At 47.0% G+C, this 21,241-nt stretch carries 18 protein-coding genes and 1 pseudogene; 10 read left to right on the plus strand and 9 right to left on the minus strand.

What is annotated here, in order from left to right:
- Positions 1–83: 83 nt before the first annotated feature.
- Entirely contained in the window at positions 84–1,757 is a 1,674-nt protein-coding gene (locus XDD1_RS10550) for a cyclic peptide export ABC transporter (RefSeq protein WP_045971009.1), read from the plus strand.
- A 90-nt stretch (positions 1,758–1,847) separates the two neighbouring features.
- On the opposite strand, the gene putP is transcribed toward XDD1_RS10550, so the two are convergent.
- Entirely contained in the window at positions 1,848–3,332 is a 1,485-nt protein-coding gene (gene putP, locus XDD1_RS10555; protein ID WP_045971011.1) for a sodium/proline symporter PutP, read from the minus strand.
- 550 nt (positions 3,333–3,882) lie between these two features.
- Between putP and putA the strand changes: the two genes are divergently transcribed.
- Entirely contained in the window at positions 3,883–7,863 is a 3,981-nt protein-coding gene (putA, locus tag XDD1_RS10565) for a trifunctional transcriptional regulator/proline dehydrogenase/L-glutamate gamma-semialdehyde dehydrogenase (RefSeq protein ID WP_045971015.1), read from the plus strand.
- 106 nt (positions 7,864–7,969) lie between these two features.
- Here putA and fliZ read toward each other — a convergent pair whose 3' ends face one another.
- The 4 genes from fliZ to XDD1_RS10585 form a co-directional block, all read right to left on the minus strand.
- On the minus strand, positions 7,970–8,482 hold the full coding sequence (fliZ, locus tag XDD1_RS10570) for a flagella biosynthesis regulatory protein FliZ (RefSeq protein ID WP_045971017.1): 513 nt from the start codon (positions 8,480–8,482) through the stop codon (positions 7,970–7,972).
- A gap of 51 nt (positions 8,483–8,533) precedes the next feature.
- Positions 8,534–9,256: an RNA polymerase sigma factor FliA gene (locus XDD1_RS10575; RefSeq protein WP_045971019.1), complete on the minus strand. Its 723-nt coding sequence runs from the start codon at positions 9,254–9,256 to the stop codon at positions 8,534–8,536.
- A gap of 252 nt (positions 9,257–9,508) precedes the next feature.
- A complete protein-coding gene (locus XDD1_RS10580) occupies positions 9,509–10,579 on the minus strand; it encodes a flagellin FliC (RefSeq protein ID WP_045971021.1) in 1,071 nt (356 codons plus the stop codon).
- Positions 10,557–10,760 (minus strand): hypothetical protein, encoded by a 204-nt coding sequence (locus XDD1_RS10585; protein ID WP_045971023.1) that lies wholly within the window; start codon positions 10,758–10,760, stop codon positions 10,557–10,559. Before XDD1_RS10585 ends, XDD1_RS10580 begins: the two co-directional genes overlap by 23 nt.
- Before the next feature lie 96 nt (positions 10,761–10,856).
- Here XDD1_RS10585 and fliD point away from each other — a divergent pair, with 96 nt between their 5' ends.
- The 3 genes from fliD to fliT are packed head-to-tail and all read left to right on the plus strand — an operon-like array spanning position 10,857 to position 13,127.
- Positions 10,857–12,329, plus strand: a complete 1,473-nt coding sequence (fliD, locus tag XDD1_RS10590) for a flagellar filament capping protein FliD (RefSeq protein ID WP_045971025.1) — start codon at positions 10,857–10,859, stop codon at positions 12,327–12,329.
- A 13-nt stretch (positions 12,330–12,342) separates the two neighbouring features.
- Positions 12,343–12,756, plus strand: a complete 414-nt coding sequence (gene fliS / locus XDD1_RS10595) for a flagellar export chaperone FliS (RefSeq protein WP_045971026.1) — start codon at positions 12,343–12,345, stop codon at positions 12,754–12,756.
- Complete coding sequence (gene fliT, locus XDD1_RS10600) at positions 12,753–13,127, plus strand: flagella biosynthesis regulatory protein FliT (protein ID WP_045971028.1); 375 nt, start codon at positions 12,753–12,755, stop codon at positions 13,125–13,127. The genes fliS and fliT overlap by 4 nt, the downstream gene beginning before the upstream one ends.
- A gap of 692 nt (positions 13,128–13,819) precedes the next feature.
- On the opposite strand, the gene XDD1_RS10605 is transcribed toward fliT, so the two are convergent.
- Positions 13,820–14,005 (minus strand): YiaA/YiaB family inner membrane protein, encoded by a 186-nt coding sequence (locus XDD1_RS10605; protein WP_045971030.1) that lies wholly within the window; start codon positions 14,003–14,005, stop codon positions 13,820–13,822.
- A 20-nt stretch (positions 14,006–14,025) separates the two neighbouring features.
- Between XDD1_RS10605 and XDD1_RS10610 the strand changes: the two genes are divergently transcribed.
- Complete coding sequence (locus XDD1_RS10610; protein WP_045971031.1) at positions 14,026–15,051, plus strand: IS630 family transposase; 1,026 nt, start codon at positions 14,026–14,028, stop codon at positions 15,049–15,051.
- Positions 15,052–15,224: 173 nt separating this feature from the next.
- Here the strand turns inward: XDD1_RS10610 and XDD1_RS10615 are convergent.
- From XDD1_RS10615 to fliE, 3 genes and pseudogenes are all read right to left on the minus strand, one after another.
- Positions 15,225–15,517: pseudogene (locus XDD1_RS10615) on the minus strand (type II toxin-antitoxin system RelE family toxin).
- The gene (locus XDD1_RS10620) at positions 15,507–15,761 is read right to left on the minus strand and encodes a type II toxin-antitoxin system RelB/DinJ family antitoxin (RefSeq protein ID WP_045971033.1); all 255 of its coding nucleotides are present in this window, start codon (positions 15,759–15,761) and stop codon (positions 15,507–15,509) included. Before XDD1_RS10620 ends, XDD1_RS10615 begins: the two are co-directional and overlap by 11 nt.
- A 128-nt stretch (positions 15,762–15,889) precedes the next feature.
- Positions 15,890–16,201, minus strand: a complete 312-nt coding sequence (gene fliE / locus XDD1_RS10625; RefSeq protein WP_045971035.1) for a flagellar hook-basal body complex protein FliE — start codon at positions 16,199–16,201, stop codon at positions 15,890–15,892.
- A gap of 285 nt (positions 16,202–16,486) precedes the next feature.
- Here fliE and fliF point away from each other — a divergent pair, with 285 nt between their 5' ends.
- The 4 genes from fliF to fliI are packed head-to-tail and all read left to right on the plus strand — an operon-like array spanning position 16,487 to position 21,240.
- Positions 16,487–18,190 carry a flagellar basal-body MS-ring/collar protein FliF gene (gene fliF, locus XDD1_RS10630; RefSeq protein WP_045971037.1) on the plus strand — a complete coding sequence of 568 codons (1,704 nt, stop codon included), beginning with the start codon at positions 16,487–16,489 and terminating at the stop codon, positions 18,188–18,190.
- Positions 18,187–19,179: a flagellar motor switch protein FliG gene (fliG, locus tag XDD1_RS10635; protein ID WP_045971039.1), complete on the plus strand. Its 993-nt coding sequence runs from the start codon at positions 18,187–18,189 to the stop codon at positions 19,177–19,179. The genes fliF and fliG overlap by 4 nt, the downstream gene beginning before the upstream one ends.
- On the plus strand, positions 19,172–19,876 hold the full coding sequence (gene fliH / locus XDD1_RS10640) for a flagellar assembly protein FliH (RefSeq protein ID WP_045971041.1): 705 nt from the start codon (positions 19,172–19,174) through the stop codon (positions 19,874–19,876). The genes fliG and fliH overlap by 8 nt, the downstream gene beginning before the upstream one ends.
- On the plus strand, positions 19,876–21,240 hold the full coding sequence (gene fliI, locus XDD1_RS10645) for a flagellar protein export ATPase FliI (protein WP_045971043.1): 1,365 nt from the start codon (positions 19,876–19,878) through the stop codon (positions 21,238–21,240). The genes fliH and fliI overlap by 1 nt, the downstream gene beginning before the upstream one ends.
- The last annotated feature ends 1 nt before the right edge of the window (position 21,241 follow it).

A 21,241-nucleotide genomic window follows, 5' to 3' on the forward strand; every position in this document is an offset into this window, starting at 1 on the left:
AGTCTTACGGGTTGGCATTTTATTATCCTTTCTTTCACCACTACGTTTAACGCCAAGTTACGTACAGAATTTATGGATTACAAATGAACACTTCGACAATGAAACAATCGGCCTATCGGATTTTACTCTCACTGTTATATCGTTCACGCTGGGCACTTGGTATTGCCATTTTTGCCAGCATTGCTAATGGGATTTCCAGCGTTTCTTTGATTTCATTAATCAATAAAGCCGTGACAACCGCCAACGATAACTATGGCTTGTTCGCTGGGTATTTCGCTATTCTGGCTGTGCTGGCGATTGCCTGCCGCATACTGAGTGGCGTGATTTTCGCTAAACTGAGCCAAAATACGATGGCAAAGATGCGCGAACTCATCTCAGAACGCATTGCCCGTGCACCCTTCCGTCAAATTGAGGAGCTTGGTGCCTCGCGCGCGCAATCTATCATCACCGACGATACAACCAATGTATCACTGTTATTCTTCATTTTGCCCAATATTGTGATGCAGGGTTCAATCGTACTGGGTTGTCTGGGGTATCTGGCTTGGTTATCGTGGCCTATCTTCTTTCTGGCCGTAGCCATCGTCGTTATTGGTTCACTCGGTTATAGCCTTGGTGGAGCCAAAGCGATCACCGCATTCAACGCAGCGGGTAAAGCACAAGATCGCCTGTTCAACCATTTCAACGCATTATTCTCTGGCGCCAAAGAATTAAAGTTACACTTCTCACGTGCCAAGGCTTTCTTCACTCATTTCCTCGGTCACGAAATTGACGCGGTACGCCAGCATCGCACCCGTGCTTTCGGTGTTTATGCCTTCGGGGCTGGCTGGATACTCTTTTTATTCTATGTGTTTTTGGGAGTGGTGATATTCGCCCCGACAGTAATACCAGGCCTTGAAGTCACGACACTCGCCGGATATGTCATTGTATTTCTGTTTATGTTGATGCCGTTAGACAGTTTGTTAAACAGTATTCCAGCCCTGAATGCAGCACATGTATCACTGAATCGCATTGGTGATGTCCTCTCTGAGCTGAATGAGCAAGACCCATTTATCCGGCAAATTTCGGCTGATGAATTCGGTGAGGCAACTTTACTGCGCCTGTCTGGCCTGACCCACAGTTATTATAGGGAGCAGGAAGATAAAGTATTCCAACTCGGTCCAATCGATATGACACTCAAACGAGGTGAAATTACTTTTTTGATCGGCGGGAACGGCAGTGGCAAAACCACACTCGCCAAGCTACTGGTCGGTTTATACACACCAGAAAGCGGCACCATTACCGTTGATGGACATATCATCACTGACAACAACAGAGCCCACTATCGTCAACTGTTCTCAGCGGTTTTCTCCGATTTCCATCTCTTTGAAACACTGGTCGGTTTGAACGATGCCGATTCAACATTGGATTCACGTGCTAACGCCTTGCTCGCTAAACTGCATTTGGATCATAAGGTAAAGATTGAAAATGGCTGTTTCTCAACGCGCGATTTGTCATTGGGACAACGAAAACGCCTCGCTTTAGTGGTGGCCTATTTGGAAGATCGGCCGTTCTATCTGTTCGATGAATGGGCGGCGGATCAGGACCCGCTGTTTAAGACGGTGTTTTATCAGGAGCTATTGCCCGAATTGGCGGCACGCGGTAAAGCCGTACTGGCGATCACCCACGACGATCGCTTTTTCCACTTGGCCGATCACTGTATCAAACTGGAAAGTGGGCAGCTCCTTGTCAATCAGGCGCAAATGGCCGTCGCTCAATGATATTACCGGATGCACGCTACTCAACTTTATATCCTTGATTATCCCTTACAGGAGATAATCAAGGATAATTTCCTTCTTGAGCAGATCAGATTATTTGGTCTTATAGTGCGCTTCGGCTTCAATAAAACGCTGTTGTGTCGCCTGACTTGGTGCTTTCCCCAGCAAACTCACCACAATGATGGCAATCGTCGCGAAAATAAAGCCCGGAATAATTTCATACAGGGAGAACCAACGGAACTCCATCCAAACCAGCACGGTGATGGCGCCCACCAGCATACCCGCCAACGCACCGTTACGGGTCATACGTTTCCAAAGCACAGAAATCAGTACCACGGGGCCAAACGCTGCGCCAAACCCGGCCCAAGCATTGCTGACCAGTGATAATACTTTATTATTCGGGTTAATTGCGATCACGATAGCAATGATTGCCACCATCAAAACCATGAAACGACCCACCCAGACTAATTCTTTTTGGGAGGCTTTAGTCCGTATGAATGCTTTATAGAAATCTTCGGTCAGTGCGCTGGAACAAACCAATAATTGGCAACTTAATGTACTCATCACCGCCGCTAACACCGCAGACAATAATATTCCCGTGATCCACGGATTGAACAAAAGCACACCCAACTCCATGAAGATGCGTTCACGGTTCTGCAATACCGGCCCGGCCTGCTCAGGATACATTTCAAAATAGGCAATACCAAAGAACCCAACCGCCACCGTGCCTGCAAGGCACAAGAGCATCCACGTCATACTGATGCGACGGGCTTTATGAATCGTCTGGTGGGAGTCCGCCGCCATAAAACGAGCCAGAATATGTGGCTGGCCAAAATAACCGAAGCCCCATCCCAGCAAAGAAATAATGGCAATGATATTCAGATTCTTAAACATATCTAAATAGGCGTGGTTTTTTGCCTCAATAATATTGATAGCTGCACCCACTCCCCCGACTTTAAACAGGACCAGAACGGGAACCAGAATTAAGGCAAAAATCATTAACGTTGCCTGAACCGTATCAGTCCAACTTACCGCCAGAAATCCCCCAAGGAAGGTATAGGCAATTGTTGCCAGTGCCCCCAACCAAATCGCTTTTTCATAGCTGATACCAAAGGTATTCTCAAACAACAAACCACCGGCAACCACACCGGATGCACAATAAATAGTAAAGAAAATCAGGATAACCAATGCAGAAATAATCCGCAGGATTTTGCTATTGTCCTCAAAGCGGCTGGTGAAATAATCGGGTAATGTTAGTGCATTATTGTTTACTTCGGTATGCACTCGCAATCTGCCGGCAACCCACCGCCAATTCAGATAGGCGCCCAACAGTAGACCTAACGCGATCCAGCTTTCTGAAATGCCTGAGAAAAAAATGGCGCCCGGCAATCCCATCAATAACCAGCCACTCATATCAGAAGCACCGGCAGATAATGCAGTTACCACACTACCTAATCTTCGTCCACCCAATATGTAATCATCAAAATTCTTGGTGGAGCGATAAGCCGCGAATCCTATCAGTAACATTGCTGCAATGTAGATGATGAAGGTAATGAGCATTGGTGAATTTACTGTCATGCAGGTTCTTCTCCATAGTGTTTTTATAAATTGATCGTGTTTTTATAAATTATGTATCTGCAAATGTGCTATTTGCGTAAACAATGTTGCGTAAATAATGCCATCGTGCCTGAAATATTTTTCAGTGATACCTCACCTTTTATATCAGGCGGTAACAAGTTGTACCTGAAGATGCCATTAGTTTTCATGCGTATTATTTATACTTGTAATTATTTTGAAATTACATTCTATCCTAATTTAGATAAAACATTATTAACAACTGATTAACTGTGTTTTTATAAAAAACGCTTGCTAAATCACATTTATCACTCCAGAAGTTGCACCTTAAATTAGCTAACAGGTTATACTTAAGATCCACACAATAAAAATAAAATTATTTAAAATCAACAATATAAATAAATTTCAATAATCAATTTCGCCGAAAAAAATAGTAAAAACAAGATTAGTTTCACAAATTTAGAATGACTGCTTTTAACGAAGTTGCACAAAGTTGCAACATAGAAGATATTGTTATGTGACTTTTTTTAGTTTTACCTGTTAAGGAGTAAAAATGGGTAGTACCACTATGGGTGTGAAACTCGATGAAATAACGCGTAATCGAATTAAAGCCGCAGCACAACTCATTGATCGCACACCACACTGGCTAATTAAACAAGCCATTTTTAATTATCTTGAACGTCTGGAAAATGAAGAAAAACTCCCAGAAATATCAGCGGGTCAGGATAACAAAGAAGAAATGATTTCCGAAGCAGAATCACAGATTGAGGCGCCTTATCAACCATTTCTGGATTTTGCCGAGCATATTTTACCCCAATCGGTGAAACGTTCTGCAATTACTGCCGCCTATCGCCTCCCCGAAACTCAAGCCGTTCCTATGCTGCTGCAACAAGCACAACTCGGTGAAGAACAAGCCAAGGCAACGCATAAGCTCGCTTATTCCATTGCAGAAAAGCTACGCCAACAAAAACAGGGCATTGGCCGTTCAGGTTTGGTTCAGGGATTATTGCAAGAATTTTCCCTTTCCTCGCAGGAAGGTGTGGCTTTGATGTGCCTTGCTGAAGCCCTGCTGCGTATTCCCGACAAAGCAACCCGTGATGCCCTGATCCGCGATAAAATCAGTAATGGCAACTGGCATTCCCACTTGGGTCAAAGCCCCTCCATGTTTGTCAATGCGGCAACCTGGGGATTGCTGTTCACGGGCAAGCTGGTATCTACCCATAACGAAGCCAAGTTATCTAAATCACTTAACCGCATCATCAACAAAAGCGGTGAGCCATTGGTGCGCAAGGGTGTAGATATGGCCATGCGCCTGATGGGGGAGCAATTCGTGACGGGAGAAACCATCGCCCAAGCCCTTGCCAACGCCCGGAAGCTGGAGGAGAAAGGCTTTCGCTACTCTTATGACATGCTCGGTGAAGCCGCATTAACCGAAGAAGATGCGCGAGCCTATATGGTTTCCTATCAGCAGGCGATCCATGCCATCGGTAAGGCATCAAATGGCCGGGGTATTTATGAAGGGCCGGGCATTTCCATCAAACTCTCCGCCCTGCATCCCCGTTATAGTCGTGCCCAATATGAGCGTGTGATTGATGAACTCTATCCTCGCCTGCTTTCCCTGACTTTACAGGCGCGTCAATACGATATTGGCATCAATATTGACGCAGAAGAAGCCGATCGTCTGGAAATCTCCCTCGATTTACTGGAAAAACTGTGTTTCGAACCACAACTGGAAGGCTGGAATGGGATTGGTTTTGTCATTCAGGCTTACCAGAAACGCTGCCCCTTCGTTATTGACAGCCTGATTGATTTGGCACAGCGCAGCCGTCATCGGTTAATGATCCGTCTGGTGAAAGGCGCTTACTGGGACAGTGAAATTAAACGTGCCCAGATCGAGGGGCTGGAAGACTATCCGGTCTATACCCGCAAGGTCTATACCGATGTTTCTTACCTTGCCTGTGCCCGTAAACTGCTTGCGGTCCCAAATGTGATCTACCCGCAATTTGCCACCCATAACGCCCACACTTTATCCGCGATTTATCATCTGGCCGGGCAGAACTACTATCCGGGGCAATATGAGTTCCAATGCCTGCACGGCATGGGGGAGCCACTTTATGAACAAGTCGTTGGCAAGATTGCTGAAGGTAAACTCAATCGCCCATGCCGTATTTACGCCCCGGTGGGAACCCATGAAACACTATTGGCCTATCTGGTACGCCGTTTGCTGGAAAACGGAGCGAATACGTCGTTTGTCAATCGCATTGCCGATACGTCTCTGCCGATAGATGAACTGGTCGCTGATCCGGTTAAAATCGTGCAGGAACTGGCGCAAACCGAAGGGCAAATCGGCCTGCCACATCCCAAAATTCCCCTGCCACGTGATTTATACGGCAAAAACCGGGTTAATTCATCGGGATTAGATCTCTCCAATGAGCATCGTTTGGCTTCCCTTTCCAGTGCCCTGCTCAGTTCTTCCACGGAAACATGGAGCTGCGAACCCGTGTTGGGGGGCTATTACCAACATAGCGGGGAACTGCCGGCGGCTAAACCAGTGAACAATCCCGCCAGATATGCCGATATCGTGGGTTATGTGCGAGAAGCCACGGAACAGGAAGTCAGCTACGCGCTGGATGTCGCTGCCGATGCCGACGCCATTTGGTTTGCCACTCCCCCCTCAGAACGTGCAGCGATTTTAGTGCGAGCAGCGGAATTGATGGAAAATCATCTGCAATCCCTGCTCGGCATTCTGGTGCGTGAAGCGGGCAAAACCTTCAACAATGCGATTGCCGAAGTGCGTGAGGCCGTGGATTTTCTCCACTATTACGCCAGTCAGGTTCGCCAGGATTTTGCTAATGATACCCATCGCCCCTTGGGGCCGGTCGTCTGTATCAGCCCGTGGAACTTCCCGCTGGCGATTTTCACCGGCCAGATCGCCGCGGCACTGGCCGCAGGCAATAGTGTTCTGGCAAAACCCGCAGAACAAACGCCACTGATTGCCGCTGCTGCGGTAAAAATATTGCATCAAGCGGGTATTCCTCGTGATGTACTGCAATTACTGCCGGGACAAGGGGAAACCGTCGGCGCATTATTGGTCGGTGATGAACGGGTACGCGGCGTGATGTTTACGGGTTCGACCGAAATAGCCAACCTGTTGCAGCGCAATATTGCCGGCCGCCTTGACGCGCAAGGGCGCCCAACGCCGCTGATCGCAGAAACCGGTGGGCTGAATGCCATGATTGTCGATTCCTCCGCGCTGACCGAGCAGGTTGTCACCGATATCATCGCTTCCGCGTTTGACAGTGCCGGTCAGCGCTGTTCTGCCTTGCGCATCCTGTGTATTCAGGAAGACGTGGCTGATAAAACGCTCACTATGCTGAAAGGCGCGATGGCGGAATGCCGGATGGGGAATACAGAGCGTTTATCCACGGATATTGGCCCGGTCATTGATGCCGAAGCGAAAGCGGGTATCGAACATCATATCCAAACGATGTATACCCAAGGCAAAACCGTTTATCAGGCGGTATATGAGAATGACACCGACAGTCAGGAGTGGTCACAAGGCACGTTCGTCAAACCCACGCTGATCGAATTAGACAGTTTTGCTGAATTGCAAAAAGAAATTTTCGGGCCGGTTCTGCATGTCGTCCGTTTCAAACGCCATGAGTTAGATAAGCTGCTGGATCAAATCAATGCGGCCGGTTATGGCCTGACGTTGGGCGTCCACACGCGGATTGATGAAACTATCGCGCAAGTCACCAGCAAGGCGCAAGTCGGCAATATCTATGTCAACCGCAATATGGTCGGCGCGGTCGTCGGAGTGCAACCCTTTGGTGGCGAAGGTTTGTCAGGCACCGGGCCGAAAGCCGGCGGGCCACTCTATCTGTATCGTCTGCTGTCACAACGCCCTCTCAATGCTGCCAACCAGACTTTGGCACGGCAAGATGCGGAATATGAGTTGGATGCCAGAAGCCGTGTTGCCCTGCATTCCCCGCTCTACACGCTGGCAGATTGGGCAGTGGCGCAAAATCATGAAGCATTGGGTCAGGTGATTCAGGAATACAGCTTACTGGCACAAGGCGGAACCACCCGCTTACTGCCGGGGCCGACCGGAGAGCGCAATACCTATACGCTGCTGCCGCGCGGCCGTGTGCTTTGTCTGGCCGATAACCAGCAAGATGCCTTGGTGCAATTGGCTGCGGTGCTTTCTGTCGGTGGTCAGGTCATCTGGCAGAAAGATGAACTGCATCAAAAACTGCAACATCAGTTGCCGGATGAAGTGCGTCAGCGTATTGATTGGACTGGCGACTGGCAAAATGAAGAGACGGTCATGGCCGCAGTGATTTATCACGGTGATGGCGACCAGTTGCGTCAGGTCTGTGAGGTGATTGCACAACGCAAGGGGCCAATTATCTCCGTCCAGGGATTTGCCCGTGGTGAAACCAACTTACTGCTGGAACGCTTACTGCATGAACGTTCAATCAGTGTGAATACAGCCGCAGCCGGCGGCAATGCCAACCTGATGACGATTGGTTAACCTGATGGTGCTTTTATTATCTCCCCGCGCTGCGGGGAGATAATCAGCGATTTTTGTCTTGCGAGCTGTAACTGGAAGTTTATAGGGTATATATCGGTATGATTAATCAATGATCGTTCTGTTGCCAGCTCAGATATTGCTCATATTTACGCAAGGCAATATTGTAATTGCTGAAAGCAGATTGAGATAATTCTTCGCTGAGTTTTTCCTGAACCTTTTCTGGCGTGAAGTCACTGGCCGGATAATTGCTTGAAGTCAGTATTTCATCCAAACGTCTTAAACGAACGACATACTCACGCACAGTACTATGACTCATCTCTGTTTGTTCAAACAGATACTGTTTAAATGACATAATGTCAAAATAATCAGTCTGGCTGTTGCAATAAATTTCACTACAAAAGCGGCACAGCGCCACAAATTTACCCTGCAACTCATTCCAGGTTTTGTCATCCACCAATTCAGTCATCTCAGAAATCGCTTCCTTATTGATGACCTGACCGTTAAAAACAAGCGAAATACGGTCAAGTGCTTTATGGCAGTGCAGACAATGAGTCTGGCTATGTTTATAGTCTTTGATATAACGGCTAAGCGGCCGTTTCTTTTGTGTTGTAACAGACATAAGAGATAAAGCCCTGTGTATAGTCTTAATAAAAAACAAACAAGCAAAAAGTTACTTCTCTGGATTCAGACGCGCCCTCAGCCTTTTTATTGCCTGACTGTGAAGCTGACTGACGCGGGATTCGCCCACGTCAAGTACTGCGCCGATCTCTTTAAGATTCAGTTCTTCCTGATAGTACAGCGTAAGAACCATCTTTTCCCGTTCAGGCAATGATTCAATCACATCGATTACCCTCTGACGAAGATCACCTTCCAGCAGTTGTTGCAAAGGATTGGCCTCATGCTCTTCCTCAATCACTGGTTCACAGCTTTCACCGTGAATTTCGTGCCATTCGTCATAAGAAAATAGTTGACTGTTATTGGTATCTAACAGTATTTGCCGATATTCTATCAGATTAATCTTTAATTCTTTAGCAACTTCCTGCTCACTGGCTGGACGGCCTAACTCTTGCTCAAGTTTACGGATGGTCTGCGTGACTTCACGTGCGTTACGCCGCACACTGCGCGGAGCCCAATCACGGCTCCTCAACTCATCCAACATTGCCCCCCTGATGCGCTGTACCGCATAGGTGGTAAACGCGGTTCCCTGCATGGAATCAAACCGCTCCACCGCATTCAGCAGGCCGATGCCACCGGCCTGAAGCAAGTCATCGAGTTCTACACTGGCAGGTAATCTCACCTGTAGCCTCAATGCTTCATGGCGAACCAGTGGTACATAGCGCTTCCAGAGGCTATTTTTGTCCATCACGCCTTCGGCGGTATACAAATCGCTCACAACAACAGACACCTTTGGATAAGAGACTGGATACCATTATCCAATCCCCTAACTGGTACAATCGTTTGAACAGTGAAGTAAAAGCCCTTCTTTTTCACCTATGCGAAATTTTTGCTGTCCGCCCAAAGCCTAGCAAGTTTCAGGCTGTCCCTGACAATGAACCAAAAAATAAGGATCGGCGAACCGATCCTTATTTTATAGGCGTTGTTTATACCGGTGACCCGGTATAAGTCCTCAACTGGAAAATAGCGATTAACGCAGCAGGGACATCGCAGTTTGTGGGATCTGGTTAGCTTGCGCCAGTACCGCAGTACCCGCTTGTTGCAGGATCTGGCCACGGCTCATGTTAGAGACTTCGGTTGCGTAGTCAGCATCTTCGATACGGCTGCGTGCCGCGCTCAGATTGTTAACGGTGTTGTTCAGGTTGTTAACGGTGGATTCCAGACGGTTTTGGACTGCACCCAGGGAGCTGCGCAGTGTATCAACTTTAGACAGAGCTGCATCCAAAGTTTCCAGTGGCTTAGCAGTAGGCTCTGTAGCATCCAATTTTGTAGGAGTACTTAATTTACCATCCGCACCATTAACAGCTACAGAGTGGTATTCGGTCTCACCTTTAGCATTAACACCTTGTAATACATATTTTGTTTTATCTTCGTTACCATCCTTATCAACTGCATGATGTACTTCCATGTCTTTTAGATTCAAACCAGCAATCTTTGCCTCAGTGAAATCAAATTTCGTAGCGGCGCCTGTTGCTGGTTTCTCTAATTTATTATCAGCATGAGGGGCACTAGGAGTCACACTAAACTTCGCTAAGCCAAGCTTTTTGCTGTTAATTTCTTTCAGGTCAATTTCGATAGTTTCGCCATCATGAGCACCAACCTGAATAGTCATTTTTCTATCTTGACTCAGTACCTTCACACCATTGAACTGAGTTTGTTCAGAAATACGGTTAATTTCTTCCAGACGCAGTTTAACTTCATCCTGAATAGATTTTTTGTCGCTTGCAGAGTTGCTTTCGTTTTGTGCCTGAACAGACAGCTCACGAATACGTTGCAGGTTATTGTTGATTTCGTTCAGCGAACCTTCGGTGGTCTGGGCAATGGAGATACCGTCATTGGCGTTACGGGATGCCTGAGACAGACCTTTAACGTTAGCCGTAAAACGGTTGGCAATCGCTTGACCCGCCGCGTCATCCTTCGCGCTGTTAATACGTAAACCAGAGGACAAGCGCGCAATAGCATTAGTCAGAACACCTTGAGAACGGTTCAGGTTGTTCTGGGCCTGTAGAGCGGAATAGTTAGTATTGATGACTGATGCCATGGTAGAGTTCCTTTTTAAAATCAAATCGATATATTGAGTTTGGGCCTGTTTGCCCACGGTGTTCATTACCGCCAACAGTTTTATCGGCTGTTAAAAAAGAACCTTTAATATTTCTTGCAAAAACTTTTTCCTTTTTTTCGTTGTTTTCCCCGATAAGCCAAACAGCGCCTATTCCCAGCAATTATTCTCTCCATCAAAAAAATCATTTTTTCAGTAAACTTTTCCCAAATGAGTCCGATAACCTCTCCAGTGATGCTTTTTATTAAAAGGAGTCAATATGGCCAGCATTTCCACAGTGGGATCCGGGATGGATATGGGATCTATACTGAATCAACTTCAGGCAGCAGAAAGTAAACGTTTAGAACCATTAACACAGCAGCAAAAAAGTTATAAAGCCAAGCTGACCGGTTTTGGTTCATTAAAAGGCAGTCTGGAAAAATTCAAGAGTGCCTCCGAAGAACTGAAAAAATTCGATAAACTCAATACCACTAAAACCAGCGAAGATCATAAAACATTTACCCCAAGCACGGATTCCAAAGCCAGTCCGGGTAATTATGTTATTGAAGTCAAACAGCTTGCAAGATCGCAGTCCCTGCGTTCCGAGGCATTTCCTGATGCAAAAAAACCGCTGGGAGAAGCGGGTAAAGGCACCCGTACCCTGATTATCACGCAGCCCGGTGTCCCCGATAAACCTGGTGAAAAAAATGAGCCAATGCTCATTTCCCTGAAAGATAATGAAACGTCCCTGATTGAAATTCGTGAAGCCATTAATAAAAAAGAAGGTAATGTCAGTGCCAACATCATGAAAGGGAACGATAATGAAAACTATCTGATCCTGACTTCCAAAAAAGCCGGCACACAATCCATGATGACGATTAAGGTTCAGGGTGATGACACGCTAAATAGCCTGCTGAACTATCAGTCTGATGATAAAGGGGGCGCTTCCGGTGCCATGACAGAGATGATGGCTCCGGCCAATGCAAAATTAACCGTCAATGGCATTGAGATTGAGCGCCAGACCAATGAGATCAAAGATGCCCCGGAAGGCGTCACGCTGAATCTGAAAAAGGTTTCGGAACAAGTTAAAGAACAAGTTCCGGGGAAAGATGGCAAACCCGAAGAACAATACGTGGTGAAATCAGAAACACTGATCGTTTCCCGCGATATCGAACCCATGAAAGAGGCGATTAAAAAGTGGGTGGATGCCTATAATGAATTACAAACCACTTTTGGCTCGCTGACTAAATTCACTGCCGTCGGAAAAGGGGAAGCGGCTTCAAAAGACAATGGCGCCCTGCTCGGTGACAGTACATTAAAAAGTATTCAAAATCAGCTAAGACATCAGCTTATTACCGCACAAGAAGTTGATGATATTGCCACATTGAATAAATTGGGCATTAAACAGAAATTGGATGGGACGCTGGAAATCAGCAATGAAAAACTGGAAAAAAACCTCAAAGAGAAACCCGCCAACGTTAAGGCTTTCTTTATGGGAGATGGTGAAAAAACCGGTTTTGCCACCCAGACCTTTAATATTTTGAAGAAAACGTTGGATAGTCACGAAGGGACGATTGCCACCGCCAAAGAAGGGATCAATAAGAGCCTGAAAAAATTAGAAAGCCAGGTGGAACAAACCAATAAAAGCATTAATGCCACCATGGAGCGCTATAAAAAACAATTTACCGAACTGGAGAAACTTGCGGCTTCAATGAATCAGGCAAGTTCATCCCTATTCCAACTTTTAAGATAATAAAAGGACACTAATGTATCAACGTTCGGCAAGCCAATTATACGCTCAGGTAGATCTTGAGAGCGAAATTATGAATGCTTCTCCCTATCAGTTGATTCAGATATTGTTTAACGGGGCGCTCAGCGCCCTGCGTCGTGCAATTATTCTGATGCAGCAGGGTAATATCCCGGAAAAAGGTTTAGCTATTTCAAAGGCAATCAATATCATTGATAATGGTCTTAAAGAGGGATTAGATTTCGAAAAAGGCGGTGAGATTGCTCAGAATCTTTTTGCTTTATATGATTATATGAGTCGCCGTTTACTCCATGCCAATTTACGCAATGATGAGAAGGCCATTACCGAAGTGATTGATTTACTTACCGAGATTTCAGATGCTTGGCGGCAAATAGGTCCTCATTACAACGCCAGTCAGGATATTGTTGAATGAAAAATGATATGGATCTTTTGTCAGCTTATCAGCGGATCCTTAGTTTAAGTGAGCAAATGATTAATTTAGCCAGAAATGAAAAATGGGATGATCTTATTGATATGGAGATCACTTATCTGAAGGCAGTCGAAGTGGTGACTTCACTATCAGAAAATGCAGACACCCCTATTTCATTACAGCAGCAATTGACCAAAATTTTGCAAACTGTCTTGGATAATGAAAAAGAAACTAAGAGATTGTTGCAAAGAAGGTTAAATGAACTCAGCGACCTGATTAAACAGGAAAGCTGTAAACAACGCTTACATGATACCTATGGACAGTTCCCTGTCAGTAATTATGAAATGGAGTTGACGACAACGGAATCAAAATAGCTATCAATAAACAAAGGTAACAGTGATTCCATTTAACCCTAACTCTGATTAATGGTGTCATTTATTTTTTCTTTTGGGCGGTGTCAATTCGCCACTATCGTTTTTTGGGTTAATCTAATTCGGCACTTTATTGTATTTATAATTTGCAAACAATCAAGATAACTTATCTATAATTTTTAACAAAAAATTAACCAACAAATGATAGTGGCGAACCTTTGAGGCAATTAACAGGAGATATTATCATCACATATTATTTTTAATTAAAGGGTGAGTAATGTTAACAAACTATATAAATAACATATTTATCATTGCGATATTATCCATTCATAAAATAGAATTTTCTTCTGTAGATAAGAATTTGGATTATTGTGCTACACCTGAGTCGTGAGTTGCACAATAATCAACATTTATCGCCAGGCGATATTTAGAAAGTCACTCCCAATCCCACAGTTTCATTTACAGGTGTTTCCACCTTATTACCCTTCAAGTAATTTAATTCAGTATAGAGTGACATAGTTTATGGGTAACAAAGTACGTTTCTGTAGGTGGCTGACATGTGTATAGTGATATGCTAATAGCAATCTCATTTGGTTATTTCAAGTTAGATTTGTCAAATAATACGACTAAATAGGATAATGATGAACGAAAAAATACTTTTAGTTACAGGTTCTAGGGCGTGTTGACGTCTTTTTTTATTGGTGATTTAATATGCTCCATATCCCTAATATTTTTTGTACCACAATGGAACCGAATAAACACAAGAAAAAAGCGATCTCATAAAATCCCTTTTCACTTGGCAGTAAGTCAGGATTAAACAGATCAATAGCCATTAATGCTATATACCAATCGTAATTGAAGTTGCTTGATTTTTCATTCATATCAGATCAAGATTGTGTCCATGAAAATTACCCTGACAAATGCCCAAAAAGACGCCCTCGAATTGATGCACGACACCACTCGTGATGGGCGTGTGCGTGACCGCATCAAGGCCGTACTTTTGGCATCGGAAGGTTGGATTGCCCAGGCTTTGCGTATTCATGAAAGTACGGTGAGTCGCCATCTGAAAGATTACTTCTCTGAAGAAAAACTTGCCCCTGAAAATGGCGGCTCTGAAAGCCGTTTATCTGCCGAACAAACGGCAGAACTTGTTGAATATCTGGCGGCAAATTTGATGCACACCACCGCGCAAATCGTTGGTTATGTCTGGGCACGCTGGCAGGTGACTTTCACCATCGCTGGAATGACAAAATGGCTCCATCGTCAAGGGTTCAGTTACAAAAAGCCGATGGGAACACCGCATAAATTCGACGCGGATAAACAGCAACAATTTATTGAGGCCTACAACGCGCTGAAAGCGAAATGTGGTCAGCATGAGCCGATTTTGTTTATTGATGCTACGCATCCTACCCAATCCACAAAATTAAGTTATGGCTGGATGAAACGCGGAAGAGAGCATGTCAAAGTGGTTGAAACAACAGGAAGCCGTACTCGCCTCAATCTCATGGGGGCACTCAATTTGCAACGGATTGAAGAGACCGTTATTCGTGAATATCCGACGATTGACGCCAAAAATGTCGTCCTGTTTTTCGGTGCCATCCGGGAAACGTATCCGCTTTCACAAAAAATTCATATTATTCTGGATGGAGCCGGTTACCACCGTTCTGAAATCGTGAAATTTTTCGCCGAGGTTCTGAATATCGAGTTACATTATCTGCCACCTTACAGCCCGAATCTCAATCCGATAGAGCGATTATGGAAGTACGCGAATGAACAGATACGTAACAATGTCTATTTCCCGGATGTAAAAACCTTCCGTGAAACATTTCATCATTTTTTTCATGTCACCTTCCCCGAAAAAATACAGGAATTGACTACTCGGCTGACGGATAATTTCCAAACTTTAATTCCTGCATCTTCAAGTTAATTGCGTATAGATGCAAAAAAAACTATAATACAAGTAACGTTTCCATTGGCGTTCGCCATTTGAATTCTTCAATCGCCATAATAAGTACCTATAAAAAGAAAACCCCACCGAAGTGAGGTTGTTGGATGTAAAAAGGCCGCAAATGCGGCCTCATTGGATTTAGATTATTGCTATCAGCGCATAATACGCTCACTGGCTATTTTATAGGCTTTGGAACCTTCTCTTTTACCTACAGCAATCACCCATATCACTATTTCTTCATCTATCACCTGGTAAACAAGGCGAAATCCCGAAGAGTGAAGTTTTATTTTGAAACAGCCAGCTAAGTCACCATGCAATCTGGCAGACTCGATATACGGATTTTCCTGTAACTTTTTAGCTTCTTTTTAAACTGTTCACGAATGCTGTTATCCAAATTTTGCCATTCTTTTAATGCACGTTCGTCAAACTCAACATTAAATTTCATCGAGATTTACCCGAATTCGTTTGGCAGGATTTTTTAGGCGATCGCGTACCACTTCCAAAATGTCCTCATCCTCATCTTGCTCTGAGACCATCACGGAGACTTCTGTAAATGGCAGTTTCTCATTTTCAGCCACATAGCGCAGAAAGAGCCGCAAGGCATCAGAGGGGGACAGGTTCATTTTTTCAAATGCTTGATATGCACTTTTCTTAAGCTCTTCATCTACTCTTATTTGGATAGTGCTCATAGTATTGCCCTATGTCATTACATTTGTATTACATTGTATATTATTTCATCTATCGTGCAATGATTTTTACAAATGTTTATCCATCCGTGGCTTGGGGTTAGGCACTAATCCGTCATTTATAGCAACAATCACACCTGCATATTCATGATCTCATGATACGCGCCAACCAGCTTATTTCGCACCTGAATCCCCATTTGCAGGGAAATGTTCGATTTCTGCATATTCACCATCACATCATTGAGTTCCACACCCGGCGCGCCCAGCGTGAAATTTTGCGCCTGCTTGGCCGCGTCTAAGCGTGTTTGGTTTATTTTTTCTACGGCGGCCGTCAGTTGGCTGGCAAAACCGCCCTGTACTGGCATCGGTTTAGCCGTGTTGGCTGCTTGCAATGCCTGAGTCTGCATCTGTTGCAGTACACCTTCAATTGCCGGAATTGACATAAAAACCTCGCGTTAAATCACCCTATTGATTATGGGATTAAGTGCCATATTAACCACAGGCTGTGTTGGCAGTTTTCCACGACTGCCACCGTAACATAGCCTTTCTAAACTAAAGCGGGTAATTGAAGTCAAAATTCGAAGCTTATTGTGCCATTAAAAGAGGTGTGAAAAGCGAATAATGGTGAGATTAATAATAGGAAGAATCTTTTCGCTTGCGTATGGGGAGTCTGTTTTGTTACGCCACGCTTTTAGTATTCATGTTGACCAGCAAGGCAAGGATCGTCTATGAGTGCAGCAACAACTGACGTTGAAAACAAAGGGTTCAACGCTATTATCAGCAGGATAAAAGCTGATCCAAAAGTTCCGCTATTAGTTGCTGGCTCCGCTGCCATCGCTATCGTCGTCGCCCTGTTTCTCTGGTTGCGCAGCCCCGATTATCGGGTGCTTTACAGCAACCTGAGTGATAAGGATGGCGGCGAGATCGTTACGCAATTAACCCAAATGAACGTGCCTTATCGTTTTACCGAAAACGGTTCCGCGCTCATGATACCTGCCGAAAAAGTGTATGAAACGCGCCTGAAACTGGCACAGCAAGGGCTGCCGAAAGGGGGAGCGGCGGGTTTCGAGCTATTGGATAAAGAAAAATTCGGGATCAGCCAGTTCAGTGAGCAGGTCAATTACCAACGCGCGCTGGAAGGGGAATTGGCGCGTACCGTGGAATCACTCGGCCCGGTTCAGAGTGCCCGCGTCCATCTGGCTTTACCTAAACCTTCGTTGTTCGTGCGTGAACAAAAAGCGCCATCCGCCTCAGTAACGGTGGGACTGCTGCAAGGCCGTGTGCTGGATGAAGGACAAATCAATGCCATCGTGCACATGATTTCAAGCAGTGTGGCCGGCTTACCCGCCGGTAATGTCACGATTGTGGATCAATCCGGGCACCTGTTGACACAGAGCGATGCCACCGGCCGCGATTTGAACACCACTCAGTTAAAATATACACAGGAAGTGGAAAATCGTTTCCAGCATCGCATTGAAACTATTCTGGCACCGGTGGTTGGCCGGGGTAATGTGCATGCACAGGTCACGGCACAAGTTGATTTCTCCCGTCGTGAAGAAACGGCGGAAGAATATAAGCCTAACCAGCCACCGAATCAGGCGGCAGTTCGTTCCAAGCAGAGCAGTACCAGCGAGCAAAGCGGCGGCCCCTTGGTCGGAGGTGTGCCGGGCGCATTGTCAAACCAACCCAATGCCGCACCAAGTGCCCCGATTGAAAAACCGACTGCCAAAGGCAACGGTGACGAAAAACCTGACCAACCGCGCAATAATAATGCTAACAAAAACAATAGCTACGAGCGTATGGTCAGTAACAACCGCAATAACCGTTATGACGAAACCACCAACTATGAAGTAGATCGCACCATTCGCCATACCCAATTACAGGCCGGCACAGTAGAGCGTCTTTCGGTTGCGGTGGTGGTTAACTATGCCACCGTTCAGGGCGAAAAAGGCGCTGAAACCCAGGCATTGACACCAGAACAGTTGGCACAGATCGAAGCACTGACCCGTGAAGCCATGGGCTTCTCTGCTGACCGCGGCGATAGCCTGAATGTAGTGAATACCCCGTTCAATGACACCGCCGAAGTGTTAGAGCCGTTGCCATTCTGGCAGCACCCTGCCCTGCTGGAGAAATTGTTGGAAGCGGGTCGTTGGTTACTGCTGATTCTGGTTGCATGGCTATTGTGGCGTAAGATGATCGTGCCACAAATCGCCAAAAAACGGGCTGCGGAGAAAGCCGCTCTGGATGCGCAAAAGAATCAGTTGAAACAGAAAACAGAAACCAATGCGGAACTGGACGAAAAAATGCGTCGTCAGATGGCTCGCCAACGTGTCAATGCTGAACTGCAAAGCCAGCGTATCCGTGAACTTGCAGAAAAAGATCCTCGCGTCGTCGCGCTGGTGATCCGCCAATGGATGAGTAACGAACAATGAGCCTGACCGGAACAGAAAGAAGTGCCGTCATGTTAATGACCCTGGGAGAAGATCAGGCGGCCGAGGTGTTCAAACACCTGAATTCCCGCGAAGTACAACAACTCAGTATTGCAATGGCGGGGATGAAACAAGTCTCCAACCAGCAACTGGTTGACGTGCTGGCAGAGTTTGAAGAAGATGCGGGGCAGTTCACTGCCCTCAGCATCAATGCCAACGACTATCTGCGCAGCGTCCTGATCAAAGCCTTGGGCGAAGAACGCGCATCCAGCTTGCTGGAGGATATTCTTGAGTCCCGTGACACCACGACGGGTATCGAAACCCTCAACTTTATGGAGCCACAAATGGCGGCCGATATGATCCGCGATGAACATCCGCAGATCATTGCCACCATTTTGGTTCACCTGAACCGTGGTCAGGCCGCCGATATCCTCGCCTTGTTTGATGATCGCCTGCGCAACGATGTGATGCTGCGTATCGCTACTTTCGGTGGCGTGCAGCCCTCTGCGCTGGCGGAATTGACGGAAGTCCTGAATACCTTGCTGGATGGTCAGAACCTGAAACGCAGCAAGATGGGCGGTATCCGCACGGCGGCTGAAATCATCAACTTGATGAAAAGCCAGCAGGAAGAAGGGGTTATTGAAGCGGTTCGTTCCTACGATAACGAACTGGCACAGAAAATTATTGATGAAATGTTCCTGTTCGAAAACCTTATCAGCGTGGACGATCGCAGTATTCAACGTCTGTTGCAGGAAGTTTCAACCGATTCCTTGCTGGTGGCATTGAAAGGCTGCGATCAGGCATTACGCGATCACTTCCTCAACAATATGTCGCAACGTGCGGCTGAAATCATGCGCGATGATTTGGCCAATCGTGGTCCTGTCCGGATGTCGCAAGTGGAAGCTGAACAGAAAACCATCCTGCTGGTTGTTCGTCGTCTGGCAGAAAGTGGCGAAATGATCCTAAACGGTGGTGACGATACCTATGTCTGATCAGTCAAATAACGGGAACTGGCGGCCGTGGCTGCCGGGTGAATTGACTCAGTGGGAAACGCTGCGGGCAAAACTGGAACCCATCACTCAGGAACAGGAACCGAGCGAACAAGATCGGTTGCTGGAACAGGCCAGAGTGCTGGACGAGCTGAAAGAGCAGGCTCGCCAGGCCGGTCATGCGCAGGGCTTTGCAGAAGGTCAGATGCAGGGTTATGACCAAGGGGTTCAGGAAGGCCGGCAAGCCGGGCTGGAACAAGGTTTGCAGGAAGCTAAACAGCAACAGCAAGTGATTATTGAACAGTGGAAAGCCTTACTGGCGGACTTTAGCCATTCACTGGATGGGCTGGATACCGTTATCGCTTCCCGCCTGATGCAACTTTCACTGACCGCTGCCCATCATATTCTGGGGCAGCCCGCGGTTTGTGACGGCACTGCCCTGCTGAGCCAAATCCGCGAATTTATCCAGCAAGAACCGATGTTCAGCGGAAAACCCCAATTGCGGGTGCATCCACAAAACATTCCGCTGGTCGAGCAACAACTGGGGGACGTTTTGTCCCTGCACGGCTGGCGTTTGGTTGCTGACAACAAACTCCATCCGGGCGGCTGTAAAATCACGGCGGATGAAGGCGATATGGACGCCAGTTTAGCCACCCGCTGGCATGAAATGTGCCGTCTGGCCGCGGCGGGAGAATTGTGATGACCGCAAGACTTGGCCGCTGGCTGGCAACCTTGGATGCGTTGGGAAAGCGGCTGGAAAAAACCCCAAAAGTACGCCGTTATGGGCGTCTGACTCGCGCCACCGGATTGGTGCTGGAAGCCACGGGCTTACATCTGCCGCTCGGCGCGACGTGTCTGATCGAGCGGCAAAATGGCAACGCGATTGAAGAAGTGGAAAGTGAAGTCGTCGGCTTCAATGGCGAAAAACTGTTATTGATGCCACTGGAAGAATTGGAAGGCATTGTGCCGGGTGCCCGCGTCTATGCCCGCTCTTATGGCGAAGATGCAGGAGGCGGGCGGCGCTTGCCTCTGGGGCCTGAACTACTGGGCAGGGTTCTGGATGGTGCAGGGCGTCCCCTTGATGGTTTACCTGCCCCAGATACCGGCTATCGCGCTCCCCTGACTACAACGCCGTTCAATCCCCTGCAAAGAACCCCCATCAGCCATGTCCTGGATGTCGGCGTTCGTGCCATCAACGCCCTGCTGACCGTCGGCCGTGGGCAGCGCATGGGATTATTTGCCGGTTCCGGCGTCGGTAAAAGCGTGCTGCTTGGCATGATGGCGCGTTATACCCAAGCCGATGTGATTGTGGTGGGATTGATCGGTGAACGTGGCCGTGAAGTTAAGGATTTCATCGAAAATATTTTGGATGTGGAAGGATTGTCACGCTCTGTGGTTGTCGCTGCGCCCGCCGATGTGTCGCCCTTGCTGAGAATGCAGGGCGCTTCTTACGCGACCCGCATCGCCGAAGACTTTCGTGACCGGGGTAAACATGTCCTGCTGATTATGGATTCCCTGACCCGTTACAGCATGGCGCAACGTGAAATTGCCCTGGCTATCGGTGAACCGCCGGCAACCAAAGGTTATCCCCCTTCTGTCTTTGCCAAATTACCGGCACTGGTCGAAAGAGCGGGTAATGGTGTCAGTGACGGCGGTTCCATCACGGCATTTTACACCGTGCTGACAGAAGGCGATGACCAGCAAGATCCGATTGCCGATGCGGCACGCGCGATTCTGGATGGTCATATCGTGCTATCGCGTTCACTGGCGGAGTCGGGTCATTATCCGGCCATTGATATCGAGGCTTCCATCAGTCGTGCCATGACCGCACTGATCGACAATAGCCATTATCGGCGCGTCCAGCATTTCAAGCAGTTGCTTTCCAGTTACCAACGCAACCGGGATTTGATCAACGTTGGTGCCTATGCTGCGGGCAGTGATCCGCTGCTTGATCGGGCGATTGAGCTTTATCCGCATCTGGCCCAGTTCCTGCAACAAGGCATTGACGAGCGCAGTGAGTACGATACGGCCTGTAATCAGCTTCAACAATTATTGCCGGCATAGC

It is taken from the genome of Xenorhabdus doucetiae, from assembly GCF_000968195.1.
Classification (GTDB): Bacteria; Pseudomonadota; Gammaproteobacteria; order Enterobacterales; family Enterobacteriaceae; genus Xenorhabdus; species Xenorhabdus doucetiae.